Annotated in this window: 17 protein-coding genes and 1 tRNA gene; 3 read left to right on the forward strand and 15 right to left on the reverse strand. The window is 74.1% G+C overall.

The annotated features are described in order from the left end of the window. Positions 1 to 47 precede the first annotated feature (47 nt). The 12 genes from ACMXGY_RS14845 to argS form a co-directional block, all read right to left on the reverse strand. The gene (locus ACMXGY_RS14845; RefSeq protein WP_483773752.1) at positions 48 to 566 is read right to left on the reverse strand and encodes a Cg1360 family ATP-synthase-associated protein; all 519 of its coding nucleotides are present in this window, start codon (positions 564 to 566) and stop codon (positions 48 to 50) included. Further along, positions 563 to 1789, reverse strand: coding sequence for an MraY family glycosyltransferase (locus ACMXGY_RS14850; protein ID WP_483773753.1), 1227 nt, complete (start codon positions 1787 to 1789; stop codon positions 563 to 565). The genes ACMXGY_RS14845 and ACMXGY_RS14850 overlap by 4 nt, the downstream gene beginning before the upstream one ends. After that, a complete protein-coding gene (locus ACMXGY_RS14855) occupies positions 1786 to 2520 on the reverse strand; it encodes an L-threonylcarbamoyladenylate synthase (protein ID WP_483773754.1) in 735 nt (244 codons plus the stop codon). Before ACMXGY_RS14855 ends, ACMXGY_RS14850 begins: the two co-directional genes overlap by 4 nt. Then, on the reverse strand, positions 2517 to 3431 hold the full coding sequence (gene prmC / locus ACMXGY_RS14860) for a peptide chain release factor N(5)-glutamine methyltransferase (protein WP_483773755.1): 915 nt from the start codon (positions 3429 to 3431) through the stop codon (positions 2517 to 2519). The genes ACMXGY_RS14855 and prmC overlap by 4 nt, the downstream gene beginning before the upstream one ends. Further along, a complete protein-coding gene (prfA, locus tag ACMXGY_RS14865) occupies positions 3424 to 4527 on the reverse strand; it encodes a peptide chain release factor 1 (protein ID WP_483773756.1) in 1104 nt (367 codons plus the stop codon). Before prfA ends, prmC begins: the two co-directional genes overlap by 8 nt. Positions 4528 to 4679: 152 nt before the next feature. After that, positions 4680 to 4898, reverse strand: a complete 219-nt coding sequence (rpmE, locus tag ACMXGY_RS14870; RefSeq protein WP_483773757.1) for a 50S ribosomal protein L31 — start codon at positions 4896 to 4898, stop codon at positions 4680 to 4682. A 143-nt stretch (positions 4899 to 5041) separates the two neighbouring features. After that, positions 5042 to 7183 (reverse strand): transcription termination factor Rho, encoded by a 2142-nt coding sequence (rho, locus tag ACMXGY_RS14875; RefSeq protein ID WP_483773758.1) that lies wholly within the window; start codon positions 7181 to 7183, stop codon positions 5042 to 5044. 250 nt (positions 7184 to 7433) lie between these two features. Further along, the gene (gene thrB / locus ACMXGY_RS14880) at positions 7434 to 8396 is read right to left on the reverse strand and encodes a homoserine kinase (RefSeq protein ID WP_483773759.1); all 963 of its coding nucleotides are present in this window, start codon (positions 8394 to 8396) and stop codon (positions 7434 to 7436) included. After that, positions 8396 to 9499 carry a threonine synthase gene (gene thrC, locus ACMXGY_RS14885; protein WP_483773760.1) on the reverse strand — a complete coding sequence of 368 codons (1104 nt, stop codon included), beginning with the start codon at positions 9497 to 9499 and terminating at the stop codon, positions 8396 to 8398. The genes thrB and thrC overlap by 1 nt, the downstream gene beginning before the upstream one ends. Further along, positions 9499 to 10836, reverse strand: coding sequence for a homoserine dehydrogenase (locus tag ACMXGY_RS14890; protein WP_483773761.1), 1338 nt, complete (start codon positions 10834 to 10836; stop codon positions 9499 to 9501). Before ACMXGY_RS14890 ends, thrC begins: the two co-directional genes overlap by 1 nt. A gap of 172 nt (positions 10837 to 11008) precedes the next feature. Further along, complete coding sequence (gene lysA / locus ACMXGY_RS14895) at positions 11009 to 12433, reverse strand: diaminopimelate decarboxylase (RefSeq protein WP_483773762.1); 1425 nt, start codon at positions 12431 to 12433, stop codon at positions 11009 to 11011. Next, positions 12430 to 14115: an arginine--tRNA ligase gene (argS, locus tag ACMXGY_RS14900; protein ID WP_483773763.1), complete on the reverse strand. Its 1686-nt coding sequence runs from the start codon at positions 14113 to 14115 to the stop codon at positions 12430 to 12432. The genes lysA and argS overlap by 4 nt, the downstream gene beginning before the upstream one ends. Positions 14116 to 14338: 223 nt before the next feature. Here argS and ACMXGY_RS14905 point away from each other — a divergent pair, with 223 nt between their 5' ends. The 3 genes from ACMXGY_RS14905 to ACMXGY_RS14915 all read left to right on the forward strand — a co-directional run bounded on the left by ACMXGY_RS14905 (position 14339) and on the right by ACMXGY_RS14915 (position 16166). Then, on the forward strand, positions 14339 to 15145 hold the full coding sequence (locus ACMXGY_RS14905) for an isocitrate lyase/PEP mutase family protein (RefSeq protein ID WP_483773764.1): 807 nt from the start codon (positions 14339 to 14341) through the stop codon (positions 15143 to 15145). Between the two features lie 205 nt (positions 15146 to 15350). Continuing rightward, positions 15351 to 15423 (forward strand) — tRNA-Arg (locus tag ACMXGY_RS14910). Positions 15424 to 15542: 119 nt separating this feature from the next. Further along, on the forward strand, positions 15543 to 16166 hold the full coding sequence (locus tag ACMXGY_RS14915; protein WP_483773765.1) for a CYTH domain-containing protein: 624 nt from the start codon (positions 15543 to 15545) through the stop codon (positions 16164 to 16166). A 79-nt stretch (positions 16167 to 16245) separates the two neighbouring features. Here the strand turns inward: ACMXGY_RS14915 and ACMXGY_RS14920 are convergent, their stop codons facing one another. The 3 genes from ACMXGY_RS14920 to ACMXGY_RS14930 form a co-directional block, all read right to left on the reverse strand. Next, the gene (locus ACMXGY_RS14920; protein WP_483773766.1) at positions 16246 to 17055 is read right to left on the reverse strand and encodes a M15 family metallopeptidase; all 810 of its coding nucleotides are present in this window, start codon (positions 17053 to 17055) and stop codon (positions 16246 to 16248) included. A 210-nt stretch (positions 17056 to 17265) separates the two neighbouring features. Continuing rightward, positions 17266 to 18309, reverse strand: a complete 1044-nt coding sequence (locus ACMXGY_RS14925; RefSeq protein WP_483773767.1) for a hemolysin family protein — start codon at positions 18307 to 18309, stop codon at positions 17266 to 17268. Beyond that, complete coding sequence (locus ACMXGY_RS14930) at positions 18306 to 19691, reverse strand: hemolysin family protein (protein WP_483773768.1); 1386 nt, start codon at positions 19689 to 19691, stop codon at positions 18306 to 18308. Before ACMXGY_RS14930 ends, ACMXGY_RS14925 begins: the two co-directional genes overlap by 4 nt. Between the last annotated feature and the right edge of the window lie 139 nt (positions 19692 to 19830).

The raw sequence follows: 19830 nt of genomic DNA on the forward strand, positions 1-19830 counted from the left end.
ACATTTTGCTCATGCGCTCCGGAGCGCCTGCCCGGGTCGCGTGCCGGTCAGTGCGGGTCGGGCTCCACGTAGGGGATGCGGCCCCGGCTCACGGCGCGGTAGTCGAGCACGGCGGACCCGATCACCCCGACGAGCAGGACGCCCGCGAAGACCCACCGGTCGTAGAAGTCCATGCCGCGCAGGACCACGAGGACCGCGATGAGCACGACCATCTTCGCGAGCCAGCTTCCCATGACGACCGCGGCGGTCGTCGTCGGGCTCGAGTCGACCGTGCGCAGCATGGTCCAGACGGTCGTCGCGGAGAAGATCAGCGCGACGCCGACGCCGAGCAGCGCTCCCCACAGCCCCGGCAGCCCGGCGACGAGCACGCCGACCGCGATCCCGACAGCGGCCAGCACCCCGAGCAGCACGAGCACGTCGCGCAGCGCCGTGCGGAACACGGTGCGCACGGCCTGGCCCTGCGACCCCAGCGTCTGCTCGGCGCCCGGGACGGCGGGACGCCCGGCCGTGCTCTCGCCGGCCGGCGGCTCCTCGTGTCGGGCGGGCTCGGGCTGGCTCGTCGTCATCTCAGGCTTCCTTCGGGTGGTGCGGTCACGGCGGGAGTGGGCCCGGTGGGCGCCTCGGCGAGGGGGACCGCGGACGCGGCCGCCGCGTCGTCGTCCAGGAACCGCCCGCGCGTGCGCAGCGGTCCGAGAGTGAGGAGGGCCGCGAGGACGACGGCGACACCGAGACCCACGACGACGATGCGCGCGGGCCACTGTACGAGCGCCACGGCGCCGAACGCGAACACCGCCGTCCAGACGTAGAGGATGAGCACGGCGCGACGGTGCGAGTGCCCGAGCGCGAGCATGCGGTGGTGCAGGTGCAGCCGGTCCGGGTGGAACGGGGACTTGCCCGAGAGGGTGCGGCGGGCGACGGCCATCCCCATGTCGAGCAGGGGCAGGAGGATGACGGCGAGCGGCAGCAGGATCGGGATGAAGGCCGGGAGCCGCTGCCCGGTCGAGAAGCCCCGGGGGTCGATGTTGCCCGTCACGATGATCGCGGCCGCCGAGAACACGAGACCCAGCACCATCGATCCCGAGTCGCCCATGAAGATCCGGGCGGGATGGAAGTTGTGCGGCAGGAAGCCCACGCATATCCCGACGAGCACGGCGATGACGAGCGTCGCGAGGCTCGAGTAGTCGTCCACGCTCGACCTCTGCGTGAGCACGTAGGAGTAGACGAAGAAGGCCAGACCACCGATGGCGACGAGGCCCGCCGCGAGGCCGTCGAGGCCGTCGACGAAGTTCACGGCGTTCATGGCCACGACGACGACGAGGATCGTCGCGGCGAGCTGGAGCCGGGAGGACCAGATCAGCTGCTGCTCGCCGATGGGGATCGGCAGCGTGAAGAGGACGACGCCCTGGCTCGCCATGAGCCCCGCGGCGAGCACCTGCCCGGCGAGCTTCGTCATCCAGTCGAGGTCCCAGATGTCGTCGGCGACGCCGAGCAGGCACACGATCGCGGCCGCACCGACGATGCCCCACACCCGCGCGTCCGCGACGAGCTCGCCGCCGGCCTCCTTGACGAACACGCCCTCGAGGAACGGCATCTGCGACGCGAAGACGACCGCCACGACGAGACCGAGCAGCATCGCCAGCCCGCCGAGCCGGGGCGTCGGGACCGTGTGGACGTCACGGGCGCGGACGGCGGTGATCGCGCCGGTGCGCAGCGCGACCCAGCGCGCGAACGGCGTCGTCAGGAACGTCACCACGGCGGCGACGAGCAGGACGAGCAGGTAGACCCTCACCCGCCGCTCGCCTCCGGATCCTCCGGCCCAGCGGGGTCGGTCGACAGGTCGGTCGGGTCCGCCGACGGCTGGTCGGACGATGCCTGGTCTGCGGGCCCGTCCACGGGCGCGACCTCGCGCAGCCGGTCGAGCGGGATCGCGCCCTGGCGCACGACGCGCAGCGTTCCCGACGTCGCGTCGACGATCGTCGAGGCCACTCCCCCGGGCGCGGTCCCGCCGTCGAGGTACACGCCGACGGCGTCGCCGAGCTGCGCGCGCGCGTCGTCGACGTCGAGCGCGGCCGGGTGACCGGTCGCGTTGGCGGACGACACCGCGAGCGGGCCAGTGCGGCGCAGGAGCGCGAGCGCGGCCGGGTGGTCGGGCATGCGCAGCGCGACCGTCCCGTGGGTCTCCCCGAGGTCCCACGCGAGCGACGGCTGGGCGCGCAGGATGATCGTCAGCCCGCCCGGCCAGAGCTCCTCGACGAGCCGGCGCACGTCGTCCGGCACGTCGGTCGCGAGGCCGTCGAGCGTGCGCGCGTCGGGCACGAGCACGGGCGGCGGCATGTGGCGGCCGCGGCCCTTGGCCGCGAGGAGAGCGGAGACGGCCTCGGCGTCGAACGCGTCGGCGCCGATGCCGTAGACGGTGTCGGTGGGCAGGACGACGAGGCCACCGCGAGAGATCGCGTTGACCGCCTCGTCGATCCCGGGGCCCCAGCTGTTCGGGTCGGTCACGGGGTGGACGGTGCTCACGGGACCATCCTTCCACGGCGCGCGACCACCATCCGGTCGCGGCCCGTGAGGTCCGCGACCGTCCGGACGTCGACGAACGCCCCGGTCTCGGTGACCATCGCGCGGGCGGCGGCGGCCTGGACCTCGGCGTGCTCCATGACGTACAGGCCGCCCGGACGCAGCAGGCGCGCCGCGGCCGCGGTCACGCCGCGCGGCACCTCGAGGCCGTCGGCACCCAGGCCGTAGAGCGCGACGGCGGGGTCGTGGTCGGCGACCTCGGGGTCGCGCGGGACGGCCCCCGGCGGCACGTAGGGCGGGTTGGACACGACGACGTCGCACGCGCCGTCGAGCCCGCCGTCGACCGGCGCACCTGCGAGCGCGGTGCGCGCGTCGCCCCGCACCAGCTGCACGACGGCGCCGGTCGCCTCGTGCACCGCGCTCACGTTGCGCGCGGCCCAGGCGTGCGCGGCGGCGTCGAGCTCGACCGCGTGGACCTCGCTGCCGTCGACCTCGGTCGCGACCGCCAGGGCGATCGCCCCCGACCCGGTGCACAGGTCGACGACCGTCGCTCGTCCGGTGCGCGCGACGACGGCGCGCGCCGCGTCGATCGCGACCTGCGCGACCTGCTCGGTCTCCGGCCGCGGGACGAAGACGCCTGGCCCGACGGCCAGCTCGAGGTGCCGGAACGGCGCGCTGCCGACGAGGTGCTGGAGCGGGACGCGCTCGGCGCGCCGGGCGAGGAGGCCGGCGAAGGTCCGCGCGGCGTCGTCGGGCACGGGCGTCCCGAGCACCGCGCGGCGCGCCACCTCGCCGCGGGGGACGGAGAGGGCGTGCGCGAGCAGGAGCTCCGCGTCGGCGCGCGGCGAGGGCACGCCGGAGGCGCCGAGCGCGGCCGTCGCGCGGCGCAACGCCGCCGTGACGTCCTCAGGCATCGCCGGCCGCGGCGAGGCGCGCGGCCTCGTCCGCCTCGATCGCCGACCGCACGACGGGGTCGAGGTCACCGTCGAGCACGTGGTCGAGGTTGTACGCCTTGTAGCCCGTGCGGTGGTCCGCGATGCGGTTCTCGGGGAAGTTGTAGGTGCGGATGCGCTCCGAGCGGTCGACCGTGCGCACCTGGGAACGCCGCAGGTCAGCGGCCTCGGCGGCCGCCGCCTCCTGCTGCGCGGCCAGCAGCCGCGCGCGCAGCACGCGCATCGCCTGCTCGCGGTTCTGGAGCTGCGACTTCTCGTTCTGCATCGACACGACGATGCCCGTGGGGACGTGCGTGATGCGCACCGCGGAGTCCGTCGTGTTGACGGACTGCCCGCCCGGGCCGGAGGAGCGGTAGACGTCGATGCGCAGGTCGTTCGGGTCGATCTCGACCTCGCCCGCGTCCTCGACCTCGGGGAACACGAGCACCCCCGCGGCGGACGTGTGGATCCTGCCCTGCGACTCGGTCACCGGGACGCGCTGGACGCGGTGCACGCCACCCTCGTACTTGAGGTTGGCCCACACCCCGTCGGCCGGGTCGGACGGCGTGCTGCGCGCCTTGACCGCGACCTGGACGTCCTTGTAGCCGCCCAGGTCGGACTCGGTGGACTCGAGGACCTCCGTCTTCCAGCCGCGACGCTCGGCGTACCGCAGGTACATGCGGAGCAGGTCCCCCGCGAAGAGCGCCGACTCCTCGCCGCCCTCGCCCGCCTTGATCTCGAGGATCACGTCGCGCCCGTCGTCGGGGTCGCGCGGGACGAGCACGCGGCGCAGCCGCTCGCGCGCCTCGTCCGCCGCAGCCCGCAGGGCGGGCAGCTCGGCCGCGAACGCGGCGCCGTCGTCCCCGCCGAGCGCCGCGAGCTCCGCCGCCGCCTGGGCGTCGCCGTCCGTCTCGCGCCACGCGCGGTACGCGCCCACGACCTGGTTGAGCTCGGCGTAGCGGCGCCCGAGCGTGCGCGCGCGCCCGGCGTCCGCGTGGACCGCCGGGTCGGCGAGCTGGGCCTCTATGGCGGCGTGCTCGGCGAGCAGCGGCTCGACGGCGGCGAACGAGTCGGTCACGGACGGCTCCTCGGTGGCGGGCTGGTCGAGGACGGCACCGGCTGGCACGGCCTCGCGCGATCACGCGGGCAAAGCAACAGCGCCGGTGGTCCGAGCTCGCCGACTGCCCCTGGAGAGGTTGTCGGGCTCGGACCACCGGCGCTGCGGTGCCGCTAGTTGCCGGCGTCCTTCTTGCCGTAGCGCGCCTGGAAGCGGGCCACGCGGCCACCGGTGTCGAGAAGCTTCTGCTTGCCCGTGTAGAACGGGTGGCAGGCGCTGCACACGTCGGAGCTGATCTTGCCCGACGTCTCGGTGCTGCGCGTCACGAACGTGTTCCCGCAGGTGCACGTCACCTCGGTGACGACGTACTCGGGGTGGATACCAGACTTCACGGATTCTCCTTGGGGGTGACGTCTCCGGGTCGGGTGCGGCTGCCGCACCCGTGAACCGCAGACAAGCGGCCTGACGACATCAGACCGACGAACCATTGTGCCAGAACGTACGACCGCGCCGAAATCATCCGGGCGGACGGACGTCAGACCGTGCGACCGACGTTGTCGTCGTCCGCGAGACCGCCCGGCGTCGTCTTCTGGACGTGGAGGAGGAACTCGACGTTCGTCTGCGTCTTCTTGAGCTGGCCGAGCAGCAGCTCGATCGCCTGCTGCTGGTCGAGCGCACCCATCACACGGCGGAGCTTGTAGATGATCTTCAGCTCGTCCTGGGACAGCAGGACCTCCTCGCGGCGCGTGCCGGACGCGTTGACGTCCACGGCCGGGAAGATGCGCTTGTCGGCGAGGTTGCGGGACAGGCGGAGCTCCATGTTCCCCGTGCCCTTGAACTCCTCGAAGATGACCTCGTCCATCTTGGAGCCGGTCTCGACGAGCGCCGAGGCGAGGATCGTGAGCGACCCGCCGTTCTCGATGTTGCGCGCCGCGCCGAAGAACCGCTTCGGCGGGTACAGCGCCGACGCGTCGACACCACCGGACAGGATGCGCCCGGACGCGGGCGCCGCGAGGTTGTAGGCGCGCGACAGGCGCGTGAGCGAGTCGAGGAGCACGACGACGTCCTGGCCGAGCTCCACCAGACGCTTCGCGCGCTCGATGGCGAGCTCGGCGACGATCGTGTGGTCGGACGCGGGGCGGTCGAACGTCGAGGCGATGACCTCGCCCTTGACCGTCCGCTCCATGTCCGTGACCTCTTCGGGCCGCTCGTCCACGAGCACCACCATGAGGTGGACCTCGGGGTTGTTCGCGGTGATCGCGTTGGCGATCTGCTGCATGATGATCGTCTTGCCCGCCTTGGGCGGCGCGACGATGAGGCCGCGCTGGCCCTTGCCGATGGGCGCGACGATGTCGATGACGCGCGGCGTGAGCCGGGTCGCCTCGGTGTTCTCCAGGCGCAGCCGCTCCTGCGGGTACAGCGGGGTCAGCTTCGTGAAGTCGGGGCGCTCGCGCGCCTCGTCGGGCGACGTGCCGTTGACCGAGTCGAGACGGACCAGCGCGTTGAACTTCTGGCGGGCGGTGTTGCCCGCGTTCTCGCCCTCGCGCGGCTGGCGGACGGCCCCGGTCACCGCGTCGCCGCGGCGCAGGCCGGCCTTCTTGACCTGGCCGAGCGAGACGTAGACGTCGTTCTGGCCGGGCAGGTACCCGCTCGTGCGCACGAACGCGTAGTTGTCGAGGATGTCGAGGATGCCGGCCACGGGCAGCAGGACGTCGTCCTCGTTCACCTCGATGTCGTCGAGGCCGGCGACGTCCGGGCCCTGACGGCGCCCGCCGCGCTTGCGGTCGCGGTCACGACCACGGTCGCGGCCCCGGCGACGACGCCCGCCGCGCTCGTCGTCGAGGAGCTGGCGGTCCTCGCGACGCTCGGTCTGGCGCTCGCTCTGCTGCGGAGCCTGCTGCTGGCCGGCCTGCTGCGGCGCCTGCTGCTCCCGCTGCTGGTCGCGCTGGCGCTCGGGACGCGAGCCGTCGGCGTCGGTCCGGGGTGCCCCGGTGCCACGGCCGGCGCGCCGCGCGCCGCGCTCACCTGTGACGAGCCCGACGGCGGCGGCCGCGCGGGCGGCGCGCTCGTCGGGGGTCTCCTCGGACGCGTCACGCGGACGCACGCCCTGCTCGCCGAGCGCCTCGGCGACGGCGGCGGCCGCCTCGGAGCGGGCGTCGCGGCGGCCGTTCTGGCCACGGGACTCGGCGCGCGTCTCGGTGCGGCTCTCCGCCCGCGCCTCGCTCCGCGACCCGTCGCTGCGGACCGGCAGGTCGAGCACGGGAGTGACGCGCTCCTGGCTCGCGGCCGCCGGCGCAGCGCGGCGGGCCTCCGCCGCAGAGCCGTCGGACGAGCCGGTAGCAGAGTCGGTGGAGGTGTCGGTGGTCCCCGCGCTCGCGGCGGGCCGGTCGGCGCGGCGGCTGCGGCCGCGTCCCGACGCGACGGGCGTCTCCGGGGTCTCGCGACCGGTCCCGCCGTCGCTCTCACGCGCAGCGGCCGCCGGCGTCTCGCCGGTGCGGGAGCGGATGACGTCCACGAGGTCGCCCTTGCGCATCTTGGACGTGCCCTTGACCCCGAGCTGCGAGGCGAGCGCCTGCAGCTCCGGGAGGCGCAGCGTGGAGAGCGCGCCGGTCCGGGCGTTACCGCCGGCAGCGGCCGAACCGGTCGCGCTGCTGGCGGTGTCGATGGTGTCTGTCACGAAGGACCCTTCCCCCTCGTTTGCGCCCACCTCTCAGAGGGTGGGCCGCGGGTGGTCGACGCCCGGCCGTGACGGCCGGTGCGCAGGTTTTACCACGCGTCAGTGGTACGACGACGTCAGCTGACGTGGGCTGGATGCCTTCTCACGGACTGGCTCTGTCGCGGCACATCCGCTCGGTGAGAGCGCGCTCAGAGGCTGGATGTGCTGGTGCGAGAGCGTGACCGAAGGCTGGATCCATCGTAGCACCGGGCTACGTCCCGGAGAGCCGTTCTCCCTGGACGCCTTGCGTGTCGACGTCGAGCCGGTGCACGGCCCAGTCGGCGGTCCCGCCGACCAGCGTGTCGACGACGCGCACGAGGCGGTCGTCGTCACCCGCCGCGGAGAGGACGAGGACGGTCGGGCCGGCACCGGAGACGGTCGCCGCCAGCCCTTGCGCCCGCAGCGCCTGCACGAGCTCGAACGACGACGGCATGACGTCGGCGCGGTACGCCTGGTGCAGCCGGTCGTCGGTCGCGTCGAGCAGGAGCTCGGGCCGACGGCTGAGCGCCTCGACCAGGAGGGCCGCCCGACCGGCGTTGAACGCGGCGTCGGCGTGCGGCACGCGTTCGGGCAGCACGCCGCGGGCGCGGCTCGTCGCGAGCCGCGCGGAGGGCACGAGGACCGTCGCGCGCAGGTCGGGATGCACGTCGAGCCGGACGGCGCGCGCGCCGTTGCCCGAGGCGGCTCCGGCGCCGCGCCCGGTCGACGCGCCCGTCCAGGCGACGGTCGCGCCGCCCAGGAGTGCGGGCGCCGCGTTGTCGGGGTGCCCCTCGATCGCGGTCGCGAGGCCCAGCGCGACGTCGTCGTCGAGGACCGTCGGGTCGGCGACGAGCTCGCGCGCAGCGACGATGCCCGCGACGACCGCTGCGGCGGACGAGCCCAGGCCGCGCCCGTGCGGGATGCGGTTGACGCAGGTCAGGTGCAGTCCGGTCTGCGGGGCGCCCGCGACGTCGAGCGCGGCGCGCAGCGCGCGGACGACGAGGTGCGTCTCGTCCGAGGGCACCTCGCCCGCGCCCTCGCCCTGGACCTGCACGACGACCTCGTCGCTCGCGAGCGCCCGCACCTCGAGCTCGTCGTGGAGCGCGAGGGCCAGCCCGAGCGCGTCGAACCCCGGGCCGAGGTTGGCGCTCGTCGCGGGGACGCGCACGCGGACGTGGTCCGCGCCGAGCTGCATCAGTCGAGCCCGAGCGCGTCCGCGATGGACACGACGTCGGCGCTCACGCGCGTCGGGGTGACCTCGCCGCCGTCGAGCGTGCGCAGCGCCCACTGCGGGTCCTTGAGCCCGTGGCCCGTCACCGTGACGACGACGCGCGCGCCCGCGGGCACGAGCCCGCGCTCAGCGCGCGACAGGATGCCCGCGACGCCCGCGGCCGACGCCGGCTCGACGAACACGCCGACCTCGCTCGACAGGACGCGGTGGGCGGCGAGGATCTGCTCGTCCGTGACGGCCTCGATGACGCCGCCGGAGTCGTCGCGCGCCGCCTCGGCGAGCTCCCACGACGCCGGGTTGCCGATCCGGATCGCCGTCGCGATCGTCTCGGGCTCGGTGATCGGGTGCCCGGCGACGATGGGCGCCGCGCCGGCGGCCTGGAAGCCCCACATCTGCGGGACGTGCGTCGCGACCGCGGGCAGGCCCTCGCCCGGGTGTCCGGGTGCACCCTGGCCCGCGTACTCCCGGAAGCCCTTCCAGTACGCCGTGATGTTCCCGGCGTTGCCGACGGGCAGCGCGTGGATGTCCGGCGCGTCGCCGAGCGCGTCGACGATCTCGAACGCACCCGTCTTCTGGCCCTCGATCCGGTCGGGGTTGACCGAGTTCACGAGCTCGATGGGGTACGCCTCGGCGAGCTTGCGTGCCGCGACGAGGCAGTCGTCGAAGTTGCCGTCGACCTGGAGGAGCCGTGCGCCGTGCGCGATCGCCTGGCTCAGCTTGCCCATGGCGATCTTGCCGTCCGGGACGAGCACGGCGCAGACCATGCCGGCCCGCGTCGCGTACGCCGCGGCGGACGCCGACGTGTTGCCGGTCGACGCGCACACGACGGCCTTCGCGCCGCGGCCGGCGGCGGCGGAGATCGCCGTCGTCATGCCGCGGTCCTTGAACGAGCCGGTCGGGTTCATCCCCTCGACCTTGACGAAGACCTGCGCCCCCGTCCGCTCCGAGAGCGCCGGCGCCTCGACGAGCGGCGTGCCGCCCTCGCCGAGCGTGACGACACGCTCGGACACGTGCGCGGGCAGACGCTCCGCGTACTCGGCGATGATGCCTCTCCACTGGTGGGCCATCAGGCTCCCTCGACTCTCAGGACGGACGTGATCGTGCGGACGGGCTCGAGCTCGGCCACCGCCGCGACGGTGGCCGCCAGCGCCGACTCGGGCGCGGCGTGCGTGGTGATGAGCAGCTCGGCGACCCCGGTCGCGGCGTCCTCGCTCGCGCCGCCGGGCGCCGTCGGCTGGCGGACGGCCTCGATCGACACCCCGTGCTCGGCGAGCGCGTGCGCGACCTGCGCGAGCACGCCCGGCCGGTCGTCGACCTCCAGGCGCACCTGGTACCGGGTGACGGCAGCGCTCGCGGGGAGGATGGGCAGTTCCGCGTACGTGGACTCCTGCGGGCCCTTGCCCCCGAGGACGCGGTGACGCGCCGCGGACACGACGTCGCCCAGGACGGCCGAGGCGGTCGGCGCACCGCCGGCGCCCCGCCCGTAGAACATGAGCTCCCCGGCCGACTCCGCCTCGACGAAGACCGCGTTGAACGACCCGCGCACGTTCGCGAGCGGGTGCGAGGTGGGGACGAGCGACGGGTGGACGCGCACGGAGACGCCTGTCGGCCCGTCTGCTCCGTCGCGCAGCTCCGCGATGGCGAGCAGCTTGATGACGTGACCGGTCTGCTCGGCCCACGCCACGTCGTCGGCGGTGACGGACATGATGCCCTCGCGCGCGACGTCGTCGAGCGAGACGCGGGTGTGGAACGCGAGGCTCGCGAGGATGGCAGCCTTGGCCGCGGCGTCGTACCCCTCGACGTCCGCCGTCGGGTCCGCCTCGGCGAACCCCAGGTCCTGGGCCTCCTTGACCGCCTCCTCGAGGTCCATACCCGTGGTGGCCATCTGGTCCAGCACGTAGTTGGTGGTCCCGTTGACGATGCCGAGGACCCGGCGCACGTGGTCGCCCGCGAGGGACTCCCGCACGGGACGCACGATGGGGATCGCGCCCGCGACGGCGGCCTCGAAGTAGATGTCGACGCCCGCCGCGTCGGCGGCCTTGTAGAGCGTGGGTCCGTCCTCGGCGAGGAGAGCCTTGTTGGCCGTGACGACGGCGGCGCCCGCGTCGATCGCGCGCAGCAGCAGGGATCGCGCGGGCTCGGTGCCGCCCATCACCTCGACGACGATGTCCGCCCGCTCGACGAGCCCCGCCGCGTCCTCGGTGAGCAGCGACCGGTCGATCGCGCGGTCGCGCGGCGCCGCGACGTGGCGCACCGCGATGCCCACGAGCTCGAGGCGCGCGCCCACGCGCGAGGCGAGGTCGTCCGCCTGCTCGGTCAGCAGCCTCGCGACCTGGGTGCCGACGACGCCGCACCCCAGCAGGGCGACGCGCAGGGGCGGGTGGGACTCGGCGGCAAGGGGCACGGCACTGCTTTCGGTCGGCCGGCGACGGGGCCGGTCAGGCTCCTGGGAGGGGCGGCAGGACGCCGCACGGCACAGGATACGTGCGCGACGGCGCTCCACGGGGCCCCTCCCGAGGAGTGGTCATGCCCTCGTCCCGAGCCGCCGTGCGCGCGCACGGCGGCGGGCTGGGCGGTCAGCCCAGGTCGAGCGCGAGGAGGTCCTCGACGGTCTCGCGCCGCACGAGCACGCGGCTCGCCCCGTCGCGCACCGCGACGACGGGCGGCCGCGTCAGCAGGTTGTAGTTCGAGGCCATCGAGCGCCCGTAGGCGCCGGTCGCGGGCACGGCGAGCAGGTCTCCCTCGTGCACGTCGCCCGGCAGCATGACCTCGTGCACGACGATGTCGCCGCTCTCGCAGTGCTTCCCGACGACGCGCGCGAGCACGGGCTCTGCGTCCGACGACCGTCCGACGACCTCCGCGTGGTAGTGGGCGCCGTACAGCGCGGGACGGATGTTGTCGCTCATGCCGCCGTCCACCGAGACGTAGGTGCGGACGAACGTCGACCCCTGCCCGGCCTTGCCGCCCGTGGGCGACGCGTCGTCGCGGGTGACCGTGACGGGCTTGACCGTGCCGACCGTGTAGACCGTCAGCCCCGCCGGCCCGACGATCGCCCGCCCCGGCTCGATGGAGAACCGCGGCAGCGGCGTGCCGAGGTCGTGCGCCGCGTCGGCCACGGCACGCGCGACGGCGCGCGCCACCGGCGCGGGATCGAGGGCCTCCTCGCCGGGGAGGTAGGCGATGCCGTACCCGCCGCCGACGTCCACCTCGTCGACGAGCACGCCCGTGCGCACGGCGAGGTCGGCGCGCAGGCCGAGGACGGCTCGGGCCGCGACCTCGAAGCCCGACGCGTCGAGGATCTGCGAGCCGATGTGCGAGTGGATGCCGAGCAGGTGCAGCGACGGCCGTTCGAGGACCGCGAGCAGGGCCGTCATCGCGGGGCTGTCGGACACCTCGTCGGTACCCGCCGCGACGGACAGGCCGAACTTCTGGTCCTCGTGCGCGGTCGAGATGTACTGGTGCCCGCCGGCGTGCACGCCCGTCGTCACGCGCACCATGACGGGAGCGACGACGCCGCGCGCCTCCGCGATCCGCGCGACCCGGTCCACCTCGACGAGCGAGTCGACGATGATGCGCCCGACGCCGACGTCGAGCGCGCGCTCGATCTCCGCGTCCGACTTGTTGTTGCCGTGCAGGCCGATCTCGGCGCCGGGGACGCCCGCGCGCAGCGCGACGGCGAGCTCTCCCCCGCTCGCGGTGTCGACGCGCAGGCGCTCCTCGCGCGCCCAGCGCGCGACCGCGACCGTGAGCAGCGCCTTGCCCGCGTAGTACACGTCCACGTCGGAGCCGACGGCGCGGAACGCGTCCTCGAACGCCGTCCGGTAGGCCCGGGCGCGCGCGCGGAAGTCCGCCTCGTCGAGCACGTACGCCGGGGTGCCGTGCTCGGCCGCGAGGTCACGCACGTCGACGCCCGCGACCTCGAGCGCGCCGTCCGCGCGGCGTCGCACGCCGCTCGACCACGGCTCCCCGGGGTACGTCGCGTCGGCCGGGGCGGCGCTCACATGCGCTCCGGCGCGGACACGCCGAGCAGGCCGAGGCCGTTGGCGAGGACCTGGCGCACGGCGTCGTTGAGCCACAGGCGCGTGCGGTGCGTGTCGGTGACCTCCTCGTCCGGGTAAGGCAGGACGCGCTGCGTCTTCTGCTGGTACCAGGTGTGGTAGTCGCCGGCGAGCGCCTCGAGGTAGCGCGCGACGCGGTGCGGCTCGCGCAGCTCCGCGGCCTGCGCGACGATCCGCGGGAACTCGGTCAGGCGCCCGATGAGGGCGGTCTCGGACGGGTGGTCGAGCAGCGCGGGCTCGAACCCGTCGGCGCGCGAGACGCCACGGTCGGCCGCGTTGCGGTCCACGGCAGAGGTGCGCGAGTGCGCGTACTGCACGTAGTAGACGGGGTTCTCGTTCGTCGCGCGCGCGAGCAGGTCGAGGTCCAGGTCGATCGAGGAGTCGGCGGACGAGCGCGCGAGCGAGTACCGCGCGGCGTCGACGCCGACGGCGCCGACGAGGTCGTCGATCGTCAGGACCGTCCCGGCACGCTTGGACATGCGCACGGGGACCCCGTCCTTGACGAGGTTCACGAGCTGGCCGATGAGGATCTGGAGGTTCTTGCCGGGGGTGTCACCGAAGGCCGCGCAGACCGCCATCATGCGGCCCACGTACCCGTGGTGGTCGGCCCCGAGCATGATGATGACCTCGTCGAAGCCGCGCTCGCGCTTGTCGAGGTAGTAGGCGATGTCACCCGCGATGTAGGCGGCCTCGCCGTCGGACTTGATGACGACGCGGTCCTTGTCGTCGCCGAAGTCGGTCGTGCGCAGCCAGGTCGCGCCGTCCTGCTCGTAGACCTGGCCCGCCTCGCGCAGGCGCGCGACGGCACGCTCGACGGCGCCCGACTCGTGCAGCGAGTCCTCGTGGAAGTAGACGTCGAAGTCGACGCCGAAGTCGTGCAGCGACTTCCGGATCTCGCCGAACATGCGCTCCACGCCGCGCGCGCGGAACGCCTCCTGCGCCTCGGCGTCGGGCAGCGTGCGCGGGTCGGGCTCGCCCGCCGCGAGCGCGTCGGCGATCACGGCGTCGGCGATCTCGGAGATGTACTCACCGCCGTACCCGTCCTCGGGCGCCGCCTCGCCCCGGGCGCGCGCGAGGAGCGAACGCGCGAACCGGTCGATCTGCGCCCCGTGGTCGTTGAAGTAGTACTCGCGGGAGACGTCCGCGCCGCTCGCCTCGAGCACGCGCGCGAGCGAGTCGCCGACGGCCGCCCAGCGGACGCCGCCGATGTGGATCGGACCGGTCGGGTTGGCCGAGACGAACTCGAGGTTGACGCGCTTGCCGGCCTCGGAGTCGCCGCGCCCGTACGCAGGGCCGGCCTCGACGATGGTGCGCGCGAGCTCGCCCGCGGTCGCGGCGTCGAGCGTGATGTTGAGGAAGCCCGGGCCGGCGACGTCCACGGCCTTGACCCCCGGCGTCGCGGCGAGGCGGTTCGCGAGGTCCTCGGCGAGCGCGCGCGGCGTCGTGCCCGCCCGCTTCGCGAGCTGCAGGGCGACGTTGGTGGCCCAGTCCCCGTGCTCGCGCTGGCGGGGTCGCTCGACGTGGACGCGCTCGGGGACCGCGGCGGGGTCGAGGGCGAGGGTGCCGTCGGCGACGGCGGCGGCCAGGGCAGCGCTCAGCGCTTCGGAGAGCTCGTCGGGGGTCACCGGGCGATTCTACCGAGGCCCGAAGAGCCGTCGTCGCGGCATGTCGCGGGGCGATCTCTCGCACCTCGACCGTCCGGGCCGGGTCCGGCGCACCGAGCTCCTGGCGGCGAGCGAGGTCCCGGGGGTTGTGGCACCCGGCGATCGGGCGTCAGATGGGCAGGTAGGACCACGGCGACCGGCGTCGTGGGGTGGCCGCACCGACTACCGAGCCTTGGAGGCCGCGATGGACGACCGCGTCGTCGAGTTCCACCGCCTGCACGAAGCCGGGTGCTTCGTGATGCCGAACCCGTGGGACGCCGGCAGCGCCAGGGTGCTGGAGCAGCTCGGCTTCCCAGCCCTCGCCACGACGAGCGCCGGGTTCGCATGGACCCGGGGGGTCGCGGACAACGGGGTCGGGCTCGAGGACGCGCTCGACCACCTCCGTGCAGTCTCCGCAGCCGTCGAGGTGCCGGTGAACGCGGACTTCGAGGGCGGCTACGCGGTGGATCCGGGCGGGGTCGCGGCCAACGTCACCCGGGCCGTTGCGACCGGTGTCGCGGGCCTGTCGATCGAGGACTCCACCGGTGACGCGGACGAGCCGCTCCACGACCTCGACCTCGCGGTGGAACGGATCCGTGCGGCCCGGGAGGCGATCGACGCCAGTGGCACCGGCGTCCTGCTCACCGGCCGCTCGGAGGGGTTCGTCGTCGGTCGACCGGACATCGACGAGACGCTGCGGCGGCTCGTGGCGTACGCCGAGGCCGGTGCCGACTGTCTCTACGCACCTCGGATCTCCCGGCTCGACCATGTCTCCGCGATCGTCGACGCGGTGGCCCCGAAGCCGGTGAACCTGCTCGTCAACGCTCCGTTCACCACGGTGGCGGAGGCGGCCGAGGCCGGCGTACGACGGGTCAGCGTCGGAGGCACCCTGGCACGCACGGCATGGGGCGGCTGGCTGGCCGCGGCACGGGAGATCGCCGAGGCGGGCACGTTCACGCGGTTCGACGCGCTCCCGAACGTCGACGGGCTGCTCACCGGGGGCAGCAGCTAGTCGTACCGACCCGCGCCGTCGTCGACGCGGTCGACGGGCGAGCGCGGTGGCGGCTTCCGACCGAGCAACTCCGCCGTGAGCCGGCTCGGCGGCGGCCGCGTGGACGGGAGCTGCTGCCGAAAGGCCTACCGGTGCCGACCGGGCCCGCGCACCCCGGACGTGCTGGTAGTCTCGTGCATCGCGCCGGCGGTCACCGCGGGCGCACGCCCTCGTAGCTCAGTGGATAGAGCGTCTGCCTCCGGAGCAGAAGGTCGTAGGTTCGAATCCTATCGAGGGCACCTTCCGACACGTCGGACTCCGAGCCCGGACCGCCTCAGGCGTCCGGGCTCGACCCGTCTCGGTGCCGTCGCCCCGACCGGTCCCCCACACCCGGAGCGCCTCCCGCTACGGTGTCCTCATGACCGACGGCGGCTACGGGGACTTCGAGTTCGAGCGCCGCTTCCTCGTGCGCGAGCTCCCCGGCGACCTGCGCGACGCGCCCGCGCTCATCGTCCAGAGCTACTACCTCGCGGACGAGGGCTACGCGCTGCGGCTCCGCGCCAAGGCCTCCGCGGTGGACGCCCCGATGGACGCGTCGACGGACCCGGTGGACCTCCTCGACCGGCACGTGGGGGCCGTCGACCTGTGCACGCTCACCGCCAAGGGACCGATGGCGGGCGGCACCCGCTACGAGGCGGAGCGCGAGATCGACGTCGCGGTCGGCCTGCAGATGATCCGGCGCGGCGGGGCGAGGATCGTCAAGACGCGCTACTCCGCGTGGCTCGGCGCCGACGGATGGGTCGTCGACGTGTTCGGCGGCCCGAACCACCCGCTCGTCGTCGCGGAGTGCGAGCGCACGGGCCCGGTCACGGACCTCGCGATCCCGGCCTTCTGCGTCACCGAGCTCACCGACGACCCGCGCTTCTCCAACGACGCCCTCGCGAGCCGCCCCTACGGCGCGTGGCGCGACGCGTTCGAGGCCGAGCTGGCCACGACCGGCCCGAGGTTCCTCCAGGACTTCGGCCACAACGAGCGCCTCTGAGGGCCTCGACGCAGCGGAAACTACCGGCCCGGACGAGCGGTGGGACCCCGCCACAGCCGCCGCACCCGACGGCGGACGGTCAGGAGTTCTGGATCTCCTCGACGCCCTGCACGAACTCGAAGTGCCACGGCTCGTACGCGCCGCTCCCGCCGCGCTTGGCCCACGCCGGGTTCGCCCAGCCGTAGGTGGCGCCGTTCTGGTTGATCCACGCGTAGACCTCGCGCGAGCCGGTCTCGACGGAGCACAGGTCGATCGCGAGGCCCCAGCCGTGCATGGACCAGCCGGGAGGTGCGGCGAAGGCGCCGCGGGTCGACTTGAGCGACACCTGCGTCGAGAGCGTGCGGTACGACGAGACGAGGCACAGGTCGCGGCCGAAGTTCGCCCGGAACGCCTCGTTCATCGCGGACAGGGCGACGGCGGCGTCGGGCCGCAGGTGCTCGCCGGCCTGCCAGAGCTCGCACAGCGCGTGCTCGTCGAGGTTGCCGTTGGTGCCCGCAGGGCGGACGGCCGGGTCGCAGCCCGGGAGCGGCTCACGGGCGGACGACCGGGACGCGGCCTCGGCGCGCAGCTCGGTGCGCGGGGCGGCGGCGACGCTCTGGGAGACGGCGGGCGCTGTCGACCCTGCGGTCGCGAGGTCGAGAGCGCTCGGCCCCAGCGGCCGGGTCTCGGGCTCGAAGGGCGAGCCCGTCCCGAGGCCGTCCTCGGCACCCGCGGACAGGGGCATGGCGATCGTCGCGACGGCGAGCGTGCCGAGCACCGCGATGCGGGGAGCCCAGCGGTGCTGGCCGGGGACCTGGGCCTGGGGGCGACGACGGCGGGGACCCTGCTCCGCCTCGCGCCGTGCCCGTCGTGACTCGAGGGCGGGTGCGCCGGTGCCGTGCGACTCCACCCGCCACCTGCCTTCCGCGTTCCAGGGCGCCCCCGCGGGGGCGACCGACGAGCACACGTCCGTGGGCCGGGACCTCCCGTGAACGGGGTCCGAACGGCTCGTGGACGGTCGGTGGACGGCACCGACGACCGGGTCAATCACGGAACAGTAACGAAGCACCTCGGCGATGCCAAGTCCCCTGGTCACGGCTCCGCACGCCGAGGCGGGGTCTCAGTGCCGGCGCTGCATCGCGTCGCGCACCTCCCCCACGAGCTCCTCGAGGATGTCCTCGAGGAACACGACGCCGAGCGGACCAGCGCCGCCCGGGCCGTCGACGCGGGCGAGGTGGGCCCCGGACCGCTGCATGGCTCTCAACGCGTCCTCGACCTCGTCGTCGGGCGCCGCCGTGGCGAGCGCCCGCACGCGCCACGCCGGGACCGGGAGCGCCCGCGTCGCGTCGTCCGCGTAGAGGACGTCCTTGACGTGGAGGTAGCCCACGAGGTCGCCCGTCGCGTCGGCGACGGCGAAGCGCGAGTAGCCCGTCCGCGCGACGAGCCGCTCCACCTCCTCGGGCGTGCACCCCTCGGTGACGGTGACGAGGTCCGCGAGCCGGATCATGACGTCGCTCGCCGTGCGCTCGGAGAACTCGATCGCGCCCGACAGCAGCCCTTGCTCGTCGTGGAGGACGCCCTCCGCCTGGGAGTGCTCGACGATGGACTGCACCTCCTCTGCGGTGAAGGCAGAGGCGACCTCGTCCTTGGGCTCGACCCCGGACGCGCGGACCGCGTGGTTGGCGAGCCAGTTGAGCGCGGCGATGATCGGGCGCAGCACGCGGCCGATCCAGACGAGCGGCGGCCCGAACCACATGACGGCGGTCTCGGGGCCGGCGACCGCGAGGTTCTTCGGGACCATCTCGCCGAGCACGACGTGCAGGTACACGACGATCGCGAGCGCCACGACGAACGCGATGGGGTGCGCGAGCGAGGTGCTGACGCCGAGCGCGTGCAGCGGGTCCTCGATGAGGTGCGCGAGCGCGGGCTCCGCGACGACGCCCAGGCCCGTCGAGCAGACGGTCACGCCGAGCTGGGCGCACGCGAGCATGAGGGACACGTTCTCCATCGCCCACAGGACCGTCCGAGCGCGTCGGTTGCCCTGCTCGGCGAGCGGCTCGATCGCCGATCGGCGAGCGGAGATGACGGCGAACTCGGCGCCGACGAAGAACGCGTTGCCGGCGAGCAGGAGGACGGCGACGAGGAGCGCGGTCGTGGAGCTCATGAGTCGGTCTCCCCCTCGGGCTCTGCGCGGACGCCGAGGCGTTCGACGCGCCGCCCCTCCATCGCCTCGACGCGCAGGACCACGCGCGCCGTGCCCTCGCCGACGACGACCTCGTCGCCCTGCTCGGGCACCCTGCCCAGCCCAGCCATGACGAGGCCGCCGAGGGTCTCGTACGCGCCGTCCTCGGGCACCCGCAGCCCGGTGATCTCGGTCAGCTCGTCGGGCCGCACGACGCCGGGCACGAGCCACGAGCCGTCCGCGCGACGGGCGGCGCCCGAGCGGCGTGGGTCGTGCTCGTCGGCGACGTCCCCGACGAGCTCCTCGACGACGTCCTCGAGGGTCACCACGCCGGACGTGCCCCCGTACTCGTCGACGACGACCGCCATCTGGAGCCCGAAGCCGCGGAGCTCGACGAGGAGCGGCCCCAGGCTCACCGTCTCGGGCACGCGCGGTGCGTCGACCATGAGCGCGGCCGCGGGGACCTCGTGGCGCCGCTCGTACGGGACGCCGACGGCGCGGCGCAGATGGACCAGACCGACGACGTCGTCCCGGTCCTCGCCGATGACAGGGAACCGCGAGTGGCCGGTCCGGCGCGCGGCGTCGACCACGTCCGCGGCGGTCGCGTCGCGTCCGACGACGACCATGCGCATGCGGTCCGTCATGACGTCGACGGCGCTCAGCTCGTCGAGCTCGATCGAGTTGGTGAGCAGCGTCGCGACGGAGACGTCGAGCGTGCCCTCCTGCGCCGAGCGGCGCACGAGCGCCGCGAGCTCGGACGCCGAGCGCGCGCCGGACAGCTCCTCACGCGGCTCCACGCCGACGCGGCGGAGGATCGCGTTGGCGGAGCCGTTGAGGACGGCGATGACCGGGCGGAAGAGCTTGGTGAACTGGCGCTGCACCGGTACGACCTGGCGTGCCGTCGCGTACGGGGCGCTCAGCGCGAAGTTCTTGGGGATGAGCTCGCCGAACAGCATCGAGAAGAAGTTGACGACCAGGAGGGCCAGGACGCCGGCGAGGACGGCGGCGGCCGCCTCTCCCAGCGCCGTGCCGCGCAGTCCGGTCCCGAACAGCGACAGGAGGGCCGGCTGGGCGGTGTAGCCGAGGAGGATCGTCGTGACGGTGATGCCGACCTGGGCCGAGGAGAGCTCGGTCGACAGGTGCTTGAGGCCCGCGCGCACGCTGCGGTCGCGGCGGTCCGCCCGTGACGGGCGGTGCGACGGTGGGGACCCCGGTCTGTCGCCCTCCTGGTCGGACGACTCGTCGTCGCTCGTGGGGAGGACGGCGGGGTCGAGGGTGACCAGGGAGAACTCGCTGGCCACGAAGACGGCGGTGCCTGCGGTGAGGAGCACCCCGAGCGCGACCATGACCCAGTCGCCTACCACGAGGTGCTCCACCGATATCGGGGAGTGCGCTTCATCGTGCCGACGATGCTAGCGCCCGTCCTGCCGCAGCCGCACGGTGCACGGGGCGTGCTCGTCGGGGAAATCCGGCCGACCTGGGCCGACGTGTGCCACGCTGTAT

It is taken from the genome of Cellulosimicrobium sp. G4 BAM 1002 (genome assembly GCF_057126935.1).

Bases quoted from the DNA above. Each gene is read 5' to 3' on its own strand.
- thrC (WP_483773760.1), bottom strand. From the start codon at position 9,499: ATGGCCCACCAGTGGAGAGGCATCATCGCCGAGTACGCGGAGCGTCTG.
- prmC (WP_483773755.1), bottom strand. From the start codon at position 3,431: ATGCCTGAGGACGTCACGGCGGCGTTGCGCCGCGCGACGGCCGCGCTC.
- ACMXGY_RS14915 (WP_483773765.1), top strand. From the start codon at position 15,543: ATGACCGACGGCGGCTACGGGGACTTCGAGTTCGAGCGCCGCTTCCTC.
- ACMXGY_RS14845 (WP_483773752.1), bottom strand. From the start codon at position 566: ATGACGACGAGCCAGCCCGAGCCCGCCCGACACGAGGAGCCGCCGGCC.
- ACMXGY_RS14905 (WP_483773764.1), top strand. From the start codon at position 14,339: ATGGACGACCGCGTCGTCGAGTTCCACCGCCTGCACGAAGCCGGGTGC.
- thrB (WP_483773759.1), bottom strand. From the start codon at position 8,396: ATGCAGCTCGGCGCGGACCACGTCCGCGTGCGCGTCCCCGCGACGAGC.
- ACMXGY_RS14925 (WP_483773767.1), bottom strand. From the start codon at position 18,309: ATGAGCTCCACGACCGCGCTCCTCGTCGCCGTCCTCCTGCTCGCCGGC.